At 74.0% G+C, this 15,880-nt stretch carries 14 protein-coding genes and 2 pseudogenes; 4 read left to right on the top strand and 12 right to left on the bottom strand.

The window, feature by feature from the left end; all coding sequences use genetic code 11:
• From AB0C99_RS34490 to AB0C99_RS34455, 8 genes and pseudogenes are all read right to left on the bottom strand, one after another.
• Positions 1–87, bottom strand: a pseudogene (locus tag AB0C99_RS34490) (ABC transporter permease); the annotation flags it as partial.
• A 14-nt stretch (positions 88–101) separates the two neighbouring features.
• A complete protein-coding gene (locus tag AB0C99_RS34485) occupies positions 102–917 on the bottom strand; it encodes a hypothetical protein (RefSeq protein ID WP_362483608.1) in 816 nt (271 codons plus the stop codon).
• Entirely contained in the window at positions 917–2,212 is a 1,296-nt protein-coding gene (locus AB0C99_RS34480) for a VWA domain-containing protein (RefSeq protein WP_362483607.1), read from the bottom strand. Before AB0C99_RS34480 ends, AB0C99_RS34485 begins: the two co-directional genes overlap by 1 nt.
• A 104-nt stretch (positions 2,213–2,316) precedes the next feature.
• Positions 2,317–3,033 (bottom strand): flavodoxin family protein, encoded by a 717-nt coding sequence (locus AB0C99_RS34475; RefSeq protein ID WP_362483605.1) that lies wholly within the window; start codon positions 3,031–3,033, stop codon positions 2,317–2,319.
• Between the two features lie 104 nt (positions 3,034–3,137).
• A complete protein-coding gene (locus tag AB0C99_RS34470; protein WP_362483603.1) occupies positions 3,138–4,490 on the bottom strand; it encodes an AMP-binding protein in 1,353 nt (450 codons plus the stop codon).
• Between the two features lie 189 nt (positions 4,491–4,679).
• Entirely contained in the window at positions 4,680–5,486 is an 807-nt protein-coding gene (locus tag AB0C99_RS34465) for an endonuclease (protein WP_362483601.1), read from the bottom strand.
• A 162-nt stretch (positions 5,487–5,648) separates the two neighbouring features.
• Positions 5,649–6,647 (bottom strand): annotated as a pseudogene (locus tag AB0C99_RS34460) (hydrolase); the annotation flags it as partial.
• 218 nt (positions 6,648–6,865) lie between these two features.
• A complete protein-coding gene (locus AB0C99_RS34455) occupies positions 6,866–7,321 on the bottom strand; it encodes an Lrp/AsnC family transcriptional regulator (RefSeq protein ID WP_046905802.1) in 456 nt (151 codons plus the stop codon).
• 110 nt (positions 7,322–7,431) lie between these two features.
• On the opposite strand from AB0C99_RS34455, the gene AB0C99_RS34450 reads away from it, so the two are divergent.
• Both AB0C99_RS34450 and AB0C99_RS34445 read left to right on the top strand, forming a co-directional pair.
• On the top strand, positions 7,432–8,472 hold the full coding sequence (locus AB0C99_RS34450) for an asparaginase (protein WP_362483600.1): 1,041 nt from the start codon (positions 7,432–7,434) through the stop codon (positions 8,470–8,472).
• A 215-nt stretch (positions 8,473–8,687) separates the two neighbouring features.
• Complete coding sequence (locus tag AB0C99_RS34445) at positions 8,688–10,109, top strand: aspartate ammonia-lyase (protein WP_362483599.1); 1,422 nt, start codon at positions 8,688–8,690, stop codon at positions 10,107–10,109.
• Between the two features lie 4 nt (positions 10,110–10,113).
• On the opposite strand, the gene AB0C99_RS34440 is transcribed toward AB0C99_RS34445, so the two are convergent.
• On the bottom strand, positions 10,114–10,761 hold the full coding sequence (locus AB0C99_RS34440) for an NAD(P)-binding domain-containing protein (RefSeq protein ID WP_362483597.1): 648 nt from the start codon (positions 10,759–10,761) through the stop codon (positions 10,114–10,116).
• A gap of 146 nt (positions 10,762–10,907) precedes the next feature.
• Between AB0C99_RS34440 and AB0C99_RS34435 the strand changes: the two genes are divergently transcribed.
• A complete protein-coding gene (locus AB0C99_RS34435; RefSeq protein WP_362483595.1) occupies positions 10,908–11,495 on the top strand; it encodes a hypothetical protein in 588 nt (195 codons plus the stop codon).
• Between the two features lie 7 nt (positions 11,496–11,502).
• On the opposite strand, the gene AB0C99_RS34430 is transcribed toward AB0C99_RS34435, so the two are convergent.
• Positions 11,503–12,813, bottom strand: a complete 1,311-nt coding sequence (locus AB0C99_RS34430; protein WP_362483594.1) for a serine hydrolase domain-containing protein — start codon at positions 12,811–12,813, stop codon at positions 11,503–11,505.
• 202 nt (positions 12,814–13,015) lie between these two features.
• Here AB0C99_RS34430 and AB0C99_RS34425 point away from each other — a divergent pair, with 202 nt between their 5' ends.
• Positions 13,016–14,293, top strand: a complete 1,278-nt coding sequence (locus tag AB0C99_RS34425; protein WP_362483592.1) for a phosphoribosyltransferase family protein — start codon at positions 13,016–13,018, stop codon at positions 14,291–14,293.
• Positions 14,294–14,447: 154 nt separating this feature from the next.
• Here AB0C99_RS34425 and AB0C99_RS34420 read toward each other — a convergent pair whose 3' ends face one another.
• Both AB0C99_RS34420 and AB0C99_RS34415 read right to left on the bottom strand, forming a co-directional pair.
• Positions 14,448–15,032 carry a TetR family transcriptional regulator gene (locus tag AB0C99_RS34420; RefSeq protein WP_362483590.1) on the bottom strand — a complete coding sequence of 195 codons (585 nt, stop codon included), beginning with the start codon at positions 15,030–15,032 and terminating at the stop codon, positions 14,448–14,450.
• Positions 15,033–15,110: 78 nt separating this feature from the next.
• A complete protein-coding gene (locus AB0C99_RS34415) occupies positions 15,111–15,830 on the bottom strand; it encodes a TioE family transcriptional regulator (protein WP_362483588.1) in 720 nt (239 codons plus the stop codon).
• Positions 15,831–15,880: the final 50 nt, after the last annotated feature.

Below are 15,880 nucleotides of genomic sequence, written 5' to 3'. Positions count from 1 at the left end.
CGCGAGTCCGACGACCACCGAGGGCACGGCCACCGGCAGCATGTACAGCGCGTCGACGATCCGGCGCCCGCGCTCGCGCAGCGCCGCCCCGCAGGATGGTGTCAGGCCGTCGGCGGGACGTGTCCCGGGCGGCCCGAGCCGCGGGTCAGCACATAGCCGCCGATCCCGGCGAGCGCGGCCAGCACGCCGCCCGCCGCGGTCCAGATCCAGCGGTCCGACCACCAGCCCGAGGACCAGCCGTCCTCGGGCGCGCGGGCCTCGACCGTGCCCGGCGTGCTCGCGCCCGGCACCAGCGGCACGGCGAGGGAGCCGTCCGTGGCGTACGCGCCGCCCTTGTCGAGCGAGGTCGCCGTCAGCTTCGCCGAGAACGGCTGGCCCAGGTCCTCCTCGGGCAGCCCCGTCACGGTCAGCCGGACGAAGTAGCTGCCGGGCAGCGGGTCGTTCGACCAGGTGTCGGCGGCGGCCCGGACCGGGCGCAGCACGCACTCCAGGCGTACGGTCGCCGTGTCCTTGGCGGCGAGCCGGTTCTGCATCCCGTACATGCACGACTGGTGCCTGCGCAGCCCGTCGTACACGTCGATCCGCCACGCGGAGCCGCCGTGCCGCAGGGCCGCGTCGGGCAGCGTGACCGTCGCCGCGACGGTCGGCCGCTGGCCGGCGTCGGCGGGGAAGGTCCAGTACAGGTAGTCACCCGTGGACGCCTGCGCCGTGGCCTCCTGGCCCTGCCGGAAGAAGGCGGCGGTACGGAAGGACGTGCCGGCCTCGGTGGGCGCGGCCTGCGCGCCAGAGGCGGTGGGCGACGGGGTGGGCGTCGCCGAGTCGGCCGAGCCGGTGGCGGCGGCCGGGCCCAGCAGGGCGGCGGCGGCGAGCGCGAGGCCCGCCGTCACGCGGCCGAGGGAGCGCGGGGTGAGCGGCATCAGTGGGTCCTCCAGACCGCGAGGCGCCAACGGGACAGCCAGCCCCAGAGCAGACCGCCGAGGAAGCCGGCGAGCGCGAGCGCGCCGAGCAGCCACCAGCCGCGGCCGAGGCCGAAGGAGGCCACGTCGGACGCCGAGGAGGGGCCGTCGACCACGTCGACGGCCAGCTCGACCGGCATGCCCGGGGTGGTCTTCACCGACGGGGGAGCGGAGAAGGAGTTGCTGACCTGGAGGCAGACGACCTCGGCGGCCGGCTTGGCGTCGCCGTCGCCGAAGCCCTCGTCCAGGTCGGCCTTCGGGTAGCGCAGGCCGGTCGAGATCACGTCGGTGCGCCCGTCGCCCGCCTCGGCGCCCCGGACGATCTCCCGCCCGTGCGTGGTGACGGCCCGCAGGAGCACCCCGTAGTCGTTGTTCACGGCCCGGTCGGCGGAGACGCTCACCGAGGCGCGCAGCTCCTGGCCCGGGAGGACGTCCACGCGGTACCAGCGGTGCCGGCCGATGACCTGGCGGTCGGTGTAGAGGCCCGGCTTGAGGGTCGGGGCGTCGGCGCAGCGCTCGGCGCCCGCCGTGGCGACCGGCGTGACGACCGGGTCGGCGGCGCGGTCGACCAACTGGCGGACGCGTCCGGACAGTTCCTCGGTGCGGTGCACGGAGGTGTAGGTGCCGCCGGTGGCCTCGGCGATGCACATCAGCTGGCGGCGGGTCTTGACGTCGGGGACCAGGCCCAGGGTGTCGATGACGAGGTGGATGCCCTTGGCCGCGATGTCCCGGGCGACGACGCACGGGTCGAGCGGGGCGCAGGTGTCCTCGCCGTCGGTGATGAGCACGATCCGCTTGGTGGCCTCGCCGCCCTTGAGGTCCTCGGCGGCGCCCAGCAGCGCGGGACCGATGGGCGTCCACCCGGTGGGGGCGAGCGTGGCGACCGCGGTCTTGGCCTCGGTGCGGTCCAGCGGGCCGACCGGGTAGAGCTGCCGGGTGTCCTTGCAGCCGCGCTGGCGGTCGTTGCCCGGGTAGTCGGCGCCGAGGGTGCGGATGCCGAGCCGGACCTCCTCGGGGACGGCGTCCAGGACCTCGTTGAACGCCTGCTTGGCGGCGGCCATGCGGGACTGTCCGTCGATGTCGCGGGCCCGCATCGAGCCGCTGACGTCGAGCACCAGCTCGACCTTGGGGGATTCCTTGGGGGTGTCCGCCGCGGGGCCGTCGTCGGCGGCGGCGCTCGTCGGGAGGAGTCCGACGGCCAGAGCGGCGAGCAGCGCGCCGCAGGCCCCGGTCGCCAGCCGTTTTCTCGTGATCATCGCAGGATCGTATGGATGATCGTCCGGCAATCCAAAACCGGCTGGGAACGGGGCAGGTGAAACGGGGTCAGGGTCGGTCGAAGGGGGGTGGGAGGGAGGCGGCCTCAGCGGTGCTCGGGGTTGGCGAAGTCGGGTCGGCAGCCGGCGTCCCAGGCGGTGCGCTGGTTGCCGTGGGCGGGGATGCCGCCGCCGCGCTTGAGGAGGGCGGCCAGGTGCATGAGGTTCCAGGCCATGAACGTGGTGTTGCGGTTGGTGAAGTCGTTCTCCGGCCCGCCCGAGCCGGGATCCAGATACGAGGGGCCCGGCCCGGCCTCGCCGATCCAGCCCGCGTCGGCCTGCGGCGGGATCACGTAGCCGAGGTGCTGGAGGCTGTAGAGCACGTTCATCGCGCAGTGCTTGACGCCGTCCTCGTTGCCGGTGATCAGGCAGCCGCCGACGCGCCCGTAGTAGGCGTACTGGCCCGCGCTGTTGAGCAGCCCGGAGCAGCCGTAGAGGCGCTCGACGACCCGCTTCATCACGGAACTGTTGTCCCCGAGCCAGATCGGCCCGCACAGCACCAGGATGTCGGCCGCCATGACCTGCTCGTACAGCCCCGGCCAGGCGTCGGACGCCCACCCGTGCTCGGTCATGTCGGGCCACACACCGGTGGCGATGTCGTGATCGACCGCCCGCACCAGCGAGGTCGTCACCCCCTGAGCGGCCATCACCTCGCGGCTGCGCTCGATGAGGCCCTCGGTGTTGCTGACCTCGGGGGAGCGCTTGAGCGTGCAGTTGACGTAGAGCGCGCTGAGGTCGTCGTAACGGTACGCGGGCGAGGCCATCGGCCGCCTCCTCACAGACGGAACGGACCCTCCCCATCCTCCGAGCCGCCCCCTCCCGCCGCCACCACGGGGCGCCGGACGTGTGAAGGGGGCGGAGACGCGCCCTACGAGGTGCTGTCCGGTGTGTGCGGGGCCGGGCCCGTGACCACCAGGGTGCCGGTCGGGGTGCGGTGGGCCAGGTACGGGGTGCGGAGGTAGCCGTCGGGGGTGAAGGTGTCCGCTGCGGTGGCGCGGTAGTGGCCTCGGGGGGTGTACGGGCCGCGGGCCAGGAGGCGGCCCGTGGTGCCGTCGGGGACGTCGGCGCCGGAGGCGTCCACGACGCGGATCCGGTCGTCGGGAGAGAGCGGGCGGCCGTGGGTGGCCGGGGTCGCCTCGGCCGGGTCCTCGGGGCGGGTGAGCAGGACGACGCCCTCGGGCAGGGCGAAGAGCTGCTGGACGCGGCAGCCGAAGGCCCGTCCCGCGCGCCCGGCCGTCCCGGGGCTCGGCGGGGTGCCCGTCAGCTGGAGCAGGCGCAGGGTGGCGGTGTCCGTCCCCCCGGGGTACGCCAGCCAGGACTCCGCCACCGGCGTCGTCACCGTCGTGACGGTGACCCGCTCGCGCGCGATGAGCGGCAGGCACGTGGCCGGGTCAGGGCCGTCCGCCAGGACGACGGTGCCGCCCGCCGTGAGGGTGCCCAGGATGCCGGGGCAGCCGAGGACGGTGTTCGAGCCGGCGGGCAGGGCCGCCAGGTACACGTCGTCCCGCGTCAGCGACGTCGCCTCGCCCGCCGCCCGCGCCTGGTACGCGTAGTCGTCGTGGGTGCGCGGGACCAGCCCTCCGCCCGGTGCCCCGGCGGGCAGTAGCAGGGCCACCTGTCCTGCGCTCTGCGCGAGGGCCGGCTCGGGCGGGGCGTCCAGGGAGGCCAGCGGGCTGTAGTGGCAGCCCGCCGGGTCGGTGGTCAGCCCGCCGCCGAACTCGGACGCGGTCCCCGGCGGCTCGTAGGTGAACACGCGCCGCAGGAAGGGACCCCGGGCGGCGATCTCCGCGACCATCGCCGTGTGGTCGAAGCCCGCGTGCGTCGCCGGGCCCACGTACCCCACCGCCTGGGTCAGCCGGACCAGCTCGGACACCTCCGGGCCGCGGTGCTCCGGCGGGCAGAGCACCGGGACCAGCCCCGCGCGCAGCAGCGCGAAGAGGGTGGTGACGAGTTCGGGGACGTTCGGGAGCTGGACGATCACCCGCTGCCCGCTCCGCAGCCCCCGCAGCCGCAGCCCGGCGGCCATCCGGTCCGCGCGCCGGTTCAGCGCCGCGTACGTGACGCGGGTGTCGCCGTGCACGAGCGCGGTGCGCGGGCCGTGGTCCAGCGCCCAGCCGCGCAGCAGGCTGTCGAGGGTGGTGCCCCGCCAGTGCCCGGCGGCCCAGTAGTGGTCGACGTATTCCTCGGGCCAGGGCGTACACCCGTCGAGCAGGGAGGTCATGTGCTTCCTTCGGTGCCGGTTACCCAGGCATTCCAGGCCGACCGTGCCCGGCGGGGCAATGCGCCGTTCCGATCATGGACGCGCCGCCGTCTCGGCGGAACGTCCAAGCGGCGGGCGGGCGGGCCGGGTGGACGCGTGAGCGGACGGAACGCGCCGGGCCCCGCGCGGGGCCCGGCGTCGCGCCGCCGGCTACCAGATCGCCTCGACCCACTCCGGGTGGTCGATGAACGGGTTCCGGTTGCCCTGGTAGCTGTTGTAGATGACGTCGTTGCGCCGCTCCTCGAACGCGCTCGGCGGGTCCTGCTCGTTCCACTGCTTCAGGACCGAGAGGCGGCCCATGAAGGGCACGCTGCCGTTCGTCGTCGAGTCGTTGGGCTCCAGGTCCGGCCAGGAGTCGCCGCCCTCGTACCGCACGGCCATGTAGAGGATCATGCGGGCCACGTCGCCCTTGTCGGCGTCGCGCGGCTCGAAGGAGTTGCTGTCCGTGTAGCTGCCCGGCGCCCCGCTGACCGCGCTGCCGCCGTTGTCGAAGTCCTTGTTGCCGCGGATGCTGTTGACCTGGACGTCCGCCGCGCGCAGATGGTGCAGGTCGGTGCCCGGACCGGCCGCGGTGCCGAAGTCGCCGTGCGACTGCGCCCACACGTGCTCGCGGTTCCAGTTGCCGACGTTTCCGCCGTTGAGGGTCTTGCTGCGGGAGGTGCCGCTGTAGAGCAGGAGCACGTTGGCGCTGTTGTTCGGGTCCTGGTCCGCGACCTTCAGCGCGTTCCAGACCGCGTCGTACGAGATCTTCGACTGGCTGCTGATGATCGTGTGCAGCGAGGACTTGAGGCTCGTGCCGGTCTTGCCGACGGCGTTCTTGTAGTACGTGCTGTCGTACGCCGTCGTGGTCGCGCTCGCGGGCGTCGCGGCGAGCGTGGGGAGGGTGAGGCCGACGAGGGCGGTGGACAGCGCGGCCCACACCTTCCATCTGCCTATCGGCGACTGCGCAACGGACATGGGGGTCCTCTCTCGGGGCGGGTGGTGGGGCTCGGAGCGTCCTGGGATCGGGCGCGCCTGTGGTGCGGGTGTGCCGTGGTGCGGGCGCGCCTGTGGTGCGGGTGTGCCGTGGGGTGGGTGCTCGCTCGGTGTGGGGGTCCGCGGTCAGCGCGCGGTCTGTGCTGTCGCCTTCGAGAGCCAGTCGGTGGCGTTGAGGGCGAGCGCCGCGTTGGTGCCCGCGGGGTCGTGCCAGCCGTCGTACAGCGTGTTCCCGGGCTGTCCGGTGCCGTCGTCGATCGGCGAGCTGTCGCCCCAGACGGCGACCCGCCCGCTGCCGAAAGTGCTGGTCGCGAAGAACGCGCCCTTGGTGCCGGAGTAACCGGTGCGGTAGACGAGGCCCTTGACGGAGGGGTTGTCCGCGGGCTTGAGGGTGGCCGTGGTGCCGCTGCGGATGATGCTGCCGGTCACCTTGCCGAAGGAGCCGTTGAGGACGGGGTCCGCGGCGTCGGCGATCGCGCGCGGGTTGTCCGTCTGCACCGTGCTCGTGTCGAGCGTGAAGCCGAACGGGTCGGTGTCGTCCACGCCGTTGTCGGCCATCAGGTCGTTGATGATCTCCAGCGCGTCCCAGCCGTCGTTGTTGCGGTCGGCGTTCGCGTGGTCGGAGATCAGGAACAGGCCGCCGCCGTTCCGGACGAACGTCATGACCGCGGTCTTCTCGCTCGCGCTCAGGCGGACGTTCGGCTCGGGCAGCACGAAGGTGTCGAAGTTCCGCAGGTCGGTGGCGGCGGCGGTGCCGTAGGTGATGGTGCCGCCGTTCGGCAGGGTCTTGAGGTTGTAGCGGCCGGTCCGCTGGAGCGCCACGCCCCAGGCCGAGAGGGCTCCCGTCCAGTCCTTCTCGACGGCGGGCGCGGCGTTCTGGGTGAGCGGGTCGGGCTGGCCGGTGCCGATGATCCAGTCGGCGTTCCCGGCGGTCTCCGCCTTGGAGTTGTCGAACAGTACGCGCAGGGGCGCGGTGGCGGCGGCCGGCGCCGCGGCGGTTGTCGTGGGTGTTGCGGGTGTCGCGGGCGTCGTGGCCGCCGCCGGGCCGCCGCCCGCGCCGAGCGCGAGCGCCGTCGTGGCGACGAGGGTGCCGAAGGCGGTGAGCGTCGCGAAGCCGCGGGGGGACCTCGTGAGTCCGAACATCCGTCAGACCTCCGTGGGGGGAAGGGGCGATGTGGCGGAAAGGCGGTGCGGGTGCCCACTCTGCGCGCGTAGAAAGTCGGGGACCGGACCTCCACGCCACGAGCGGTTGAACCGTACATGACCAGATACCGCCTGTGGAACGCCTTGCTCCGTGAAGAAGTCGGGGTGATCGGGGGCGCGTTCGGCGGCGTGTTCGGCGGTTGTGCTCGGCGGTGTGCTCAGCGGTCCACCGGGAGGCCCTTGGGCTCCTTGACCCGCTTCATGATGATCTGCGAGTTCACCTCGGTCACCCCCGCCAGCGTCGTCAGCCGCTCGATCCACAGGCGCTCGTACGCCGCCAGGTCCGCGACCGCGATCCGCAGCAGGCAGCCGGGGCTGCCGAAGAGGCGGTACGCCTCGATCACGTCCGGGATGTCCTGAAGGGCCTCCTCGAACGCCTCGACCGTCTCCCGGTCCCGCTTCACCTCCACCGAGACCAGCACCTCGAAGCTCCGGCCCACCGCCGCCGGGTCGATGACCGCCCGGTAGCCCTGGATCACGCCGTCCTGCTCCAGCTGCCGCACCCGGCGCATGCAGGGGGAGGGGCTCAGGCCGATCCGCTGGGCGAGCTCCTGGTTGCTCAGCCGGCCGTCTTCCTGGAGTTCGCGCAAGATCTGGAGATCGATTCGGTCCATGGAGCAATTATCCGCCACGGAGTTCATGATTCCGGGGAGAAATCGCAATCGTCTTGCGTGTCGATTGACCTATCGTTGCGGCGTACTCTCTGGGAAAGGGGCGTAAGGGCATGAAGTGGACGCGCGACGCCAGGCCGCGCCGCATCGTGGTGATCAGCACCGGCGGCACCATCGCCAGCCGCTGGACCGGCGCCGGCTATGCCGCCGACGCCTCCGGTGACGACGTCGTCGCCACCGCGGCCGTCCCCGACGCCGTCGACGTCGAGGTCCTCGACCTCTTCAACGTCAACAGCTCCCGGATGACCACCGAGCGCCAGCTCATCCTGCTGCGCGCGGTCCACGAGACGCTCGCCGACCCCGGCGTCGACGGCATCGTCGTCACCCACGGCACCGACACCCTGGAGGAGTCGGCCTTCTTCCTGGACCTGCACCACTCCGACCCGCGGCCCGTCGTCTTCACCGGCGCCCAGCGGCCCTTCGGCACGGGGGACGGGGACGGCCCCGGGAACCTGTACGACGCCCTCCAGGTCGCCGCCACCGTGCGCGGGCTCGGCGTCCTCGTCGTCTTCGACGGGCTCGTCCACGCGGCACGCGGCACCGTCAAGACCAAGACCCTCGCCTCCGACCCGTTCGCCGACCCCTCCGGTGAGCGGGTGGGGCGGCTCGGCTTCGGCCAGGTCGACATCGAGCGCGAGCCCGTGCGGCCGGCGCCGCTGCCGGTGCCCGGCGCCCTCGACACGCCGCCCCGCGTCGACATCGTCATGCACCACTCGGACGGCGACCCGCTGCTCCTGAACGCCGCCGTCGCCGCCGGGGCTCGCGGGATCGTCCTCGTCGGCACCGGCGCCGGGAACGCCACCCCCGAGATAGCCGCGGCCGTCGGCGACGCCGTGTCCCAGGGGGTGCTCGTCGTGCTGTCCACGCGCGTCGCCTCCGGGCCCGTCGCCGAGGTCTACACGGGCGGCGGCGCCGTCGACCTGGCCGCCGCCGGTGCCGTGCTCGCCGGGACGCTGCGGCCGGGGCAGGCGCGGATCGCGCTGCTCGCCGCGCTGCTCGCGGACGTGGGTCCGGGGGAGCGGCGGGTCGCGTTGCTGCGGTCGCTGCTCGACGGGCCCGTGCGGGCCGAGTCCTCGTTGGCCGCCGCGCACTGAGTTCCTGCCGGGGGTGGTGGGCGGTTGGTTCTCGGCCGTGGGCCGTTGCCGGTGTGTGCGTGGTGCGGGGCCGGGGCCGGAGGGTGGGGGTGTCCGGACTGCGACCTTCGCTTCGCTTCGCTCGCTGCGGGCGCCGCCACGTCCGGACACCCCCACCCTCCGGCCCCGGCCCCTTTCGTCGGTTCTTCGTCCGTCCCTCTGAGTGAGGATTTGCTGTGCCCTCTGTGTCGGCTGTTCGGGTTGAGCGTGATCTGTTGGGGGAGCGGGGGGTTCCCGGCGATGTCTACTGGGGGGTTCATACGCTGCGTGCCCGTGAGAACTTTGCCATCACCGGGATTCCCATCTCCGTGTATCCGCAGCTCGTCTCGGCCTTGGCGGGTGTCAAGGAGGCCGCCGCTCTTGCCAATGAGGAGCTCGGGCTGCTTGCGGGGGAGAAGGCCCGCGCCATCGTGGCCGCCTGCCGGGAGATCCGGGGCGGGGCCCTGCACGACCAGTTCGTCGTCGATGTCGTCCAGGGTGGTGCCGGTACCTCCACCAACATGAACGCCAACGAGGTCGTCGCCAATCGCGGGCTTGAGCTGATGGGGCATCCCAAGGGGGCGTACGCGTTCCTGCACCCCAACGAGGACGTCAATCTGGGGCAGTCGACCAACGACGTGTATCCGACCGCCATCCGGATCGCCGCCATCGGCGCCGGGCGCGAGCTGCTGCGGGCCATGGCCGTGCTCCAGGACGCCTTCGCCGAGAAGGCCGTCGAGTTCGGCGGCGTCGTCAAGATGGGGCGCACCCAGCTCCAGGACGCGGTGCCCATGACGCTGGGCCAGGAGTTCTCCACGTACGCGGTGATGCTGGAGGAGGACCGGGCGCGGCTCGCCGAGGCCATCGAGCTGATCCACGAGATCAACCTGGGCGCCACGGCCATCGGGACCGGGCTCAACGCCGCGCCCGGCTACGCCGAGACCGCCCGGCGGCACCTCGCGGAGCTCACCGGGCTGCCGCTGGTGACCTCGGCGAACCTGGTCGAGGCCACCCAGGACTGCGGCGCCTTCGTGCAGCTCTCCGGGGTGCTCAAGCGGATCGCCGTGAAGCTCTCCAAGACCTGCAACGACCTGCGGCTGCTGTCGTCGGGGCCGCGCGCGGGATTCGGCGAGATCAACCTGCCGGCGGTGCAGGCCGGGTCCAGCATCATGCCCGGCAAGGTCAACCCGGTGATCCCCGAGGTCGTCAACCAGGTCGCCTTCGAGGTGATCGGCAACGACATGACCATCACCATGGCCGCCGAGGGCGGGCAGCTCCAGCTCAACGCCTTCGAGCCGGTCATCTTCCACGCCCTGTCCAAGAGCATGACCTCGCTCCGGGCCGCCTGCCTCACGCTGGCCGAGCGGTGCGTCACCGGGATCACCGCCAACGCCGAGGCGCTGCGGGCCGGTGTCGAGAACTCGATCGGGCTCGTCACCGCGCTCAATCCGCACCTGGGGTACACCGCCGCCACCACCCTGGCCCAGGAGGCGCTGGCCACCGGCCGCTCGGTCGTGGAGCTCACCCTGGAGAAGGGGCTGCTCCCGCCCGAGCGGCTGGCCGAACTGCTCACCCCCGAGCACCTGACCGGCAGCTCGGGCGGGGTGCTGCGGGCCTGAGCGGTCAGCCCCGCAGGATCCCGAAGTTGAAGTCCCCGGTGCCCAGGGTGCCCATGAGACGCAGCCAGAGCGGCAGGAGGAGCTCGGTGCCCCGGGCGCCCGACAGGTCGCCGAGGTCCACGATCCGGGGCTCCAGCCAGCCGAACGAGGCCAGCAGGGCGGTGACCGTCGCCTTGGCCTCCGCGTCGTCGCCGCACACGAAGACGACGTGGTCGCCGGGGACCCGGGCGGGGTCCACCATCACCGTGTTCGTCATGGTGTTGAGGGTCTTCACCACGCGGGCCGCCGGGAAGGCGCGCTGGATCTGCTCGGCCAGGCTGCCGCCGTCCGGGGTGACCACCGAGGGCGGGAAGCCCGCCGAGAAGTCCAGCGGGTTCGACACGTCGACGAGGACCTTGCCCGCCAGGTTCTCCGCGCCCGCCGCCTCCAGGGCCGCCAGCGAGACCAGGCCACCGGTGGCGTTCACGACCAGCTCGGCGCCGGCCGCCGCCGAGGCGAACGTGCCGTGCGCCGCGTCGTGTTCGGCGGCCCAGGCCGTGGCGCCCGGGTGGTCCGCGGACCTGGAGCCCAGCGTCACCTGGTGACCGAGGGCGACCAGCTTGCCCGCGAGCTGCCGGCCCACATCTCCGGTGCCGAGTACGGCGATCTTCATGCGCGTGCGCTCCTTCGTGCCATGGGTTTTCGGCCAAGACCGTACGTCCTGGTGGGGGTGGTGCGGGTGGGTTTCCGGCACTCGCTCAAGTTCGTGGCGGACAAAGCCGACATTCATATGAGTATCCGTACGAATGGAGCTCGCCCGTGCAGAGTGTCGTCGATGAAGTGGACCGGGAAGCCGCCGCCGTCCTGGAGACCGCCGCCTGGCGGGAGATCGTGGCCCGCTGGTCCGAGGCCCCGCCGGTACGCGAGGAGGACACCGACTGGCGGCGGCTGCTCTCCGTGCCCGTGGACCGGCTCGTCGCGCAGGCCCTCGACGCCCTGCCGCCCGCCCCGCCCGCCGAGCGCCCGCTCCCCGGCCGGTTCGGCGCGGTCCTGCCCGACCGGCTGCACGTCTGGCGGCGGATCGGCAGCCCCGACGTACGGCCCTCCGTCCATCTCGCCCACGCCCGCCGGGTCCTGACGGAGTGGGGCTGGCAGAACACCCCGTACCGGCTGCGCGACGTCCGGGGCGCGCGGTGCGTCTGCGGCGCCATGCTCGCCGCGCACCGGCTCGGCCACGGCAGCGCCCCCACCATGAACGAGGCGGGGGCGTGGATGCTCGAAGAGCTGCGCTCGCGCGGCTGGACCGGGCTCATCGGGCCCTGGAACCGGGCCCCGGGCCGCACCGCGGCGGACGCGCTCGCCCTGGTGGACGCCACGATCCGCCGCGCGGCCCGGGCCGGCCGTTAGCGGCCCGTCAGCGCACCGGCAGGCCGCCCACGAGCGGCGGCAGCGTCACCGGGGCGGCGCTCCGCAGTCCCGCCGAGGCCGGGGCGCCGCTCAGGGCGCCGTCGACGTACGCGTACATGGCCGGGGTGATCGGGTCCGGGAGCTGCTGCCCCTGGTCGTCGAAGCGCTGCCACTTCATGTAGTTGTACGCCAGGGAGACCTGGCGGCGGCCGTCCTCGGTGGACAGCGACCAGGTGCCCGCGCCGAACACGCCGCCGTCGTGGCCCCAGTACCAGCCTCCGCTCGGCATCATCAGCGTGTAGATCCCGAGGCCGTAGCGCATCAGGGGCTCCTCGCCCGGCGGCGTCTCGTAGCCCGGGACCGTCGTCTTCATCTCCCGCAGCGAGGCCGGGCGCAGCAGTTCGCCGCCGAGCAGCTTCCGGTAGAAGGTGTTGAGGTCGTCGGTGGTGGACACCATCGCGCCCGCCGTGCCCGCCCACGACATGTCGTACGTGCTGTAGTCGCGCGGCGGGTCGATGTAGCCGTAGAACGACTCGTACATCCGCGGGTGCGGGCCCTTGAGGGACGGCGAGGACGGGTAGTACGTGTGGCGCAGGCCCGCCGGGCGGATCACGTGGCGGGTGATGTACGCCTCGGCGTCCTGTCCGGTGGCCTTCTCCAGGACCAGCCCGGCCAGGATGTAGTTGGTGTTGGAGTAGCTGAACCTCCCGCGCTCCTGCACCGGCGCGGCGGCGAGGCCGAGCCGGGCCAGCTCCTCGGGCTCGATGTGCCGCAGCCGGTTGCGGTCGAGCGCCGCGCCCGGGTCGTCCACGATGCCGGGGAAGGCGGGCAGGATGTAGTCGGCGATGCCGCTGGTGTGGTTCAGCAGCATCCGGACGGTCACCTTCTCGCCGCGCTCGCCGGTGACGAGCCCCGGGAGGTAGCGCCCGACGGGCGCGTCCAGGTCGATCCGGCCGCGCTCCACCTGCTGGAGCACCGCCACGGCCGTGAAGGTCTTGCTGATGCTGCCGATCCGCTGCTCGAAGCCCGGGCCCATCGGGCGCCCGGTGGCCGTGTCGGCGACGCCCGTGGCGCCCCGCCACTTCTCGTGGCCGGCCCGGACCGAGGTGAACGCCCCGTACATCCCGGCGTCGCGGAAGGCGTCGAGCGAGGCGCGCAGGGCCTCCCGGTCCAGGGCCGGTGTGTGGCGGCCCGCCGCCGGGGTCCGGGCGGCTCCGGTGTCGGTCGCCTGGGCCGGCAGCGTCCCCAGGGACAGGGTCAGCAGGGCGGTCGCGGCCACGGCGGCGGTCCGGGCCGGGTGCGTCACGCGTAAGCGCATGGAATCCCCTCCGTCGTTCGTCCCGCGCCCCGGTTCCGCGGCGCGGACCGTCCATCCTCGCCGCCCCGCGCCGGGACCGCGTCCCTCCCCGGGACGGTCACGATCGTCGGCGCGCATGAGGTGGAGCGGGCTAGCCTGATGTATGGGCGGGCTCTGACCAGGCTGTTCCCCCGCGGTGCCGGGGGCGGGAAGGCGGGCAGACATGTACTTCACCGACCGCGCGGACGCCGGCAGACAGCTCGCCGCCCGCCTGACCGGCCTCCGGGGCCAGGACCTCCTCGTCCTGGGGCTGCCGCGCGGGGGCGTCCCCGTCGCCGCCGAGGTCGCGGACGCGCTCGGCGCGCCCCTGGACGTCTGCCTGGTCCGCAAACTCGGCGTCCCCGACCAGCCGGAGCTCGCCATGGGGGCGATCGGCGAGCACGGCGTACGGGTGCTCAACGACCGGATCCTCGCCGATACGGGGGTCTCCCCGGCGGCCCTCGCGGCGGTAGAGGCGCGCGAGCGGGCCGTCCTGGCGGAGCGCGCGGAGCGCTACGCGCCGGTCCGGGGCGGTGTCGGGCCGAGCGGCCGGACCGTCGTCGTGGTGGACGACGGTCTCGCCACCGGGGCGACCGCGCGGGCCGCCTGCCGGGTGGTCCGGGCCGCGGGCGCCGCCCGCGTCGTGCTGGCCGTGCCGGTCGCGCCGCGCGACTGGACGGGGCGGATCGGGGACGCGGCGGACGCCACGTACTGCGTGCGCGATCCGGCGGTCTTCGCCGCGATCGGGCAGTTCTACGGCGACTTCTCGCAGACCTCCGACGAGGAGGTGCTGGCCTGTCTGCGGGTCCGCCCGGCGGCGCCCGCCGGGCGCGCCGAGGACACCGAGGTGCTGATCCCGCTCGGCGGGGCGACGGTCGGCGGGCGGCTGACCGTGCCCGAAGGGGCCACCGGGATCGTGCTGTTCGCCCACGGCAGCGGCAGCGGCCGGCACAGCCCGCGCAACCGCGCGGTCGCCGCCGCCCTCAACCGGGCCGGGCTCGGCACCCTCCTCTTCGACCTGCTCACGGAGGCGGAGGCGGCGGACCGCACCCTGGTCTTCGACACCCCGCTGCTGGCGCACCGGCTGCGGCGGGCGGACGACTGGCTGGCCGGGCGGTCCGGCGCCGGGGTGTTCAGCACCGGCTACTTCGGCGCCAGTACGGGCGCCGCCGCCGCGCTGTGGGCCGCGGCGGAGCGGGACTCCAAGGTGGCGGCGGTCGTGTCCCGGGGCGGGCGCCCCGACCTCGCGGAGGAGCGGCTGTCCGACGTGGCCGCCCCGACCCTGCTGATCGTCGGCGGCGCGGACCCCCTGGTCCTCGACCTCAACGAGCGGGCCGCGCGGCGGCTGCGGTGCGAACACCGGCTGGCCGTGGTGCCCGGCGCGGGGCACCTCTTCGAGGGGCCGGGGGAGCTGGAACGGGTGGCGGGGCTGGCCGCCGGGTGGTTCGCCGGGCGGTTGTGAGGGGGGAGAGGGCGGCGGGTGCGGTCGGCGGGCTCCCGCGCGGGGCTGGCGTGGCGCCCGCCCGGGGTGCCGCGGCGGCCGGTCACGTCCGCCCGCGCGGGCCGCCGCGGGCTCCCGCGCGGGCCGTCACATCCGCCCGCGCGCCCCCGCGCGGTCAGCGTTCCGCGCCGCTGACCACGCGGTCCACGGTCGCCGCGATCAGGGCGTCGCGCTCCTCCTCGGAGAAGACGCCGGGGAGCGTGAGCTGTTCGACGATCAGCCAGTTGAAGGCCAGCATCAGGAGCTTGACACCCGTACCGTCGCCGGGGAGTCCCGACGCCTCGTGGTAGGCGACGTTGGCGTCGACGTCGGCGCGGACCCGCTCGGTGAGCACCTGGCGCAGCTCGGGCCGCCGGGTCGCCTCCAGGCGCAGCTCCAGGAGGGCGAGATAGCCGGTGCGGAAGCCGCTGACCCGGCCGACCAGCTCCTTCATCAGCTCGGTGTACGTGGCGAGGTCGGCCGGCGCCGTGCGCTGCCGCTCGATCGTCGCCTCGTCGGGCTGGAGGCGCTCGTAGACGCGGGCGCCCGCCTGGGTGAGCAGGTCGTCGCGGTTGGCGAAGTAGTTGGAGGCGGTGCCGGGCGGCACGGCGGCCTCGGTGTCCACCGCGCGGAAGGTGAGGCCCCGGGCCCCGTCCCGGGCGAGCACCTCGATGGCGGCGTCGACGAGCGCCGCGCGGCGCTCGGGGTTGCTGCGGGCCACCGGTGGTCCTCCTGTCCTCGGCCGGGTCCCCGGCCATGGCTCCGGCCGCGTCCCCGGCCGTTCACTCCAGGGAGAGTACTACGGTTGGAGTGGCAGGAGTTCCAGGTAGCGGCCCAGGCGCGCGGCGGCGTCCAGCATGGCGAGCCGCCGCCGGGTGAGCCGCTCCTCCCAGCCCTCCAGGGCGGCACCCAGCGCCTCCGTGCCGCCCGCCGTGCGGATCTGCCGGACCACCTCCGCGATCCGCTCCAGGGGGTAGCCGCCGCGCCGCAGCAGGTGGGCCAGTTCGGCGTCCCGGACGTCGTCCGCGCGGTACGCCCGGTGGCCGGTGGCGGGGTCCCGCGCGGGGGCGAGGATCCCCGCCGCCTCCCAGGCCCGCAGGGTCGCCCGGGTGACCCCGAGGCGGTGCGCGAGCTCCCCGACCGTGCGGCTGCCGCCCGGGCCCGCCGCCGGAGGCTCCGTCCGGGGCACCGGCGGGCGCTCCAGGAGGTGCCCGACCGCGTCCCGCACCGCGTCCAGGGTCTCCCGGTCCCGCAGCGACTGGGCGTGGCCCCGGTCGACGGCGGTCAGCGCCTCGTCGAGCGCGCCCGCGTGCAGCGCGTTCATGATCCGGCCGCCGGTGGCGTGCCCGTACGCCCGCACCAGCGCGAGGTAGGCGTCGAGCGCCGCCGCGTGCGCCTCCGTGTAGACCCGGTAGCCGCTGCGCGTGCGCGCGGCGGGCGGGAGGCAGCCGTCCGCCTCGTAATTGCGCACCGCCTGGGTCGAGATGCCGTGCCGGCGGGCCAGATCGGTCGGTCGCACGCTGCTCCCCGTTTTGAGACTTCATGGTGATGGATCGCGGCCCCTGAGGG

It is taken from the genome of Streptomyces sp. NPDC048659 (genome assembly GCF_040650575.1).
Classification (GTDB): Bacteria; Actinomycetota; Actinomycetes; order Streptomycetales; family Streptomycetaceae; genus Streptomyces.
This window is presented reverse-complemented; position numbering and strand designations above follow the sequence as displayed.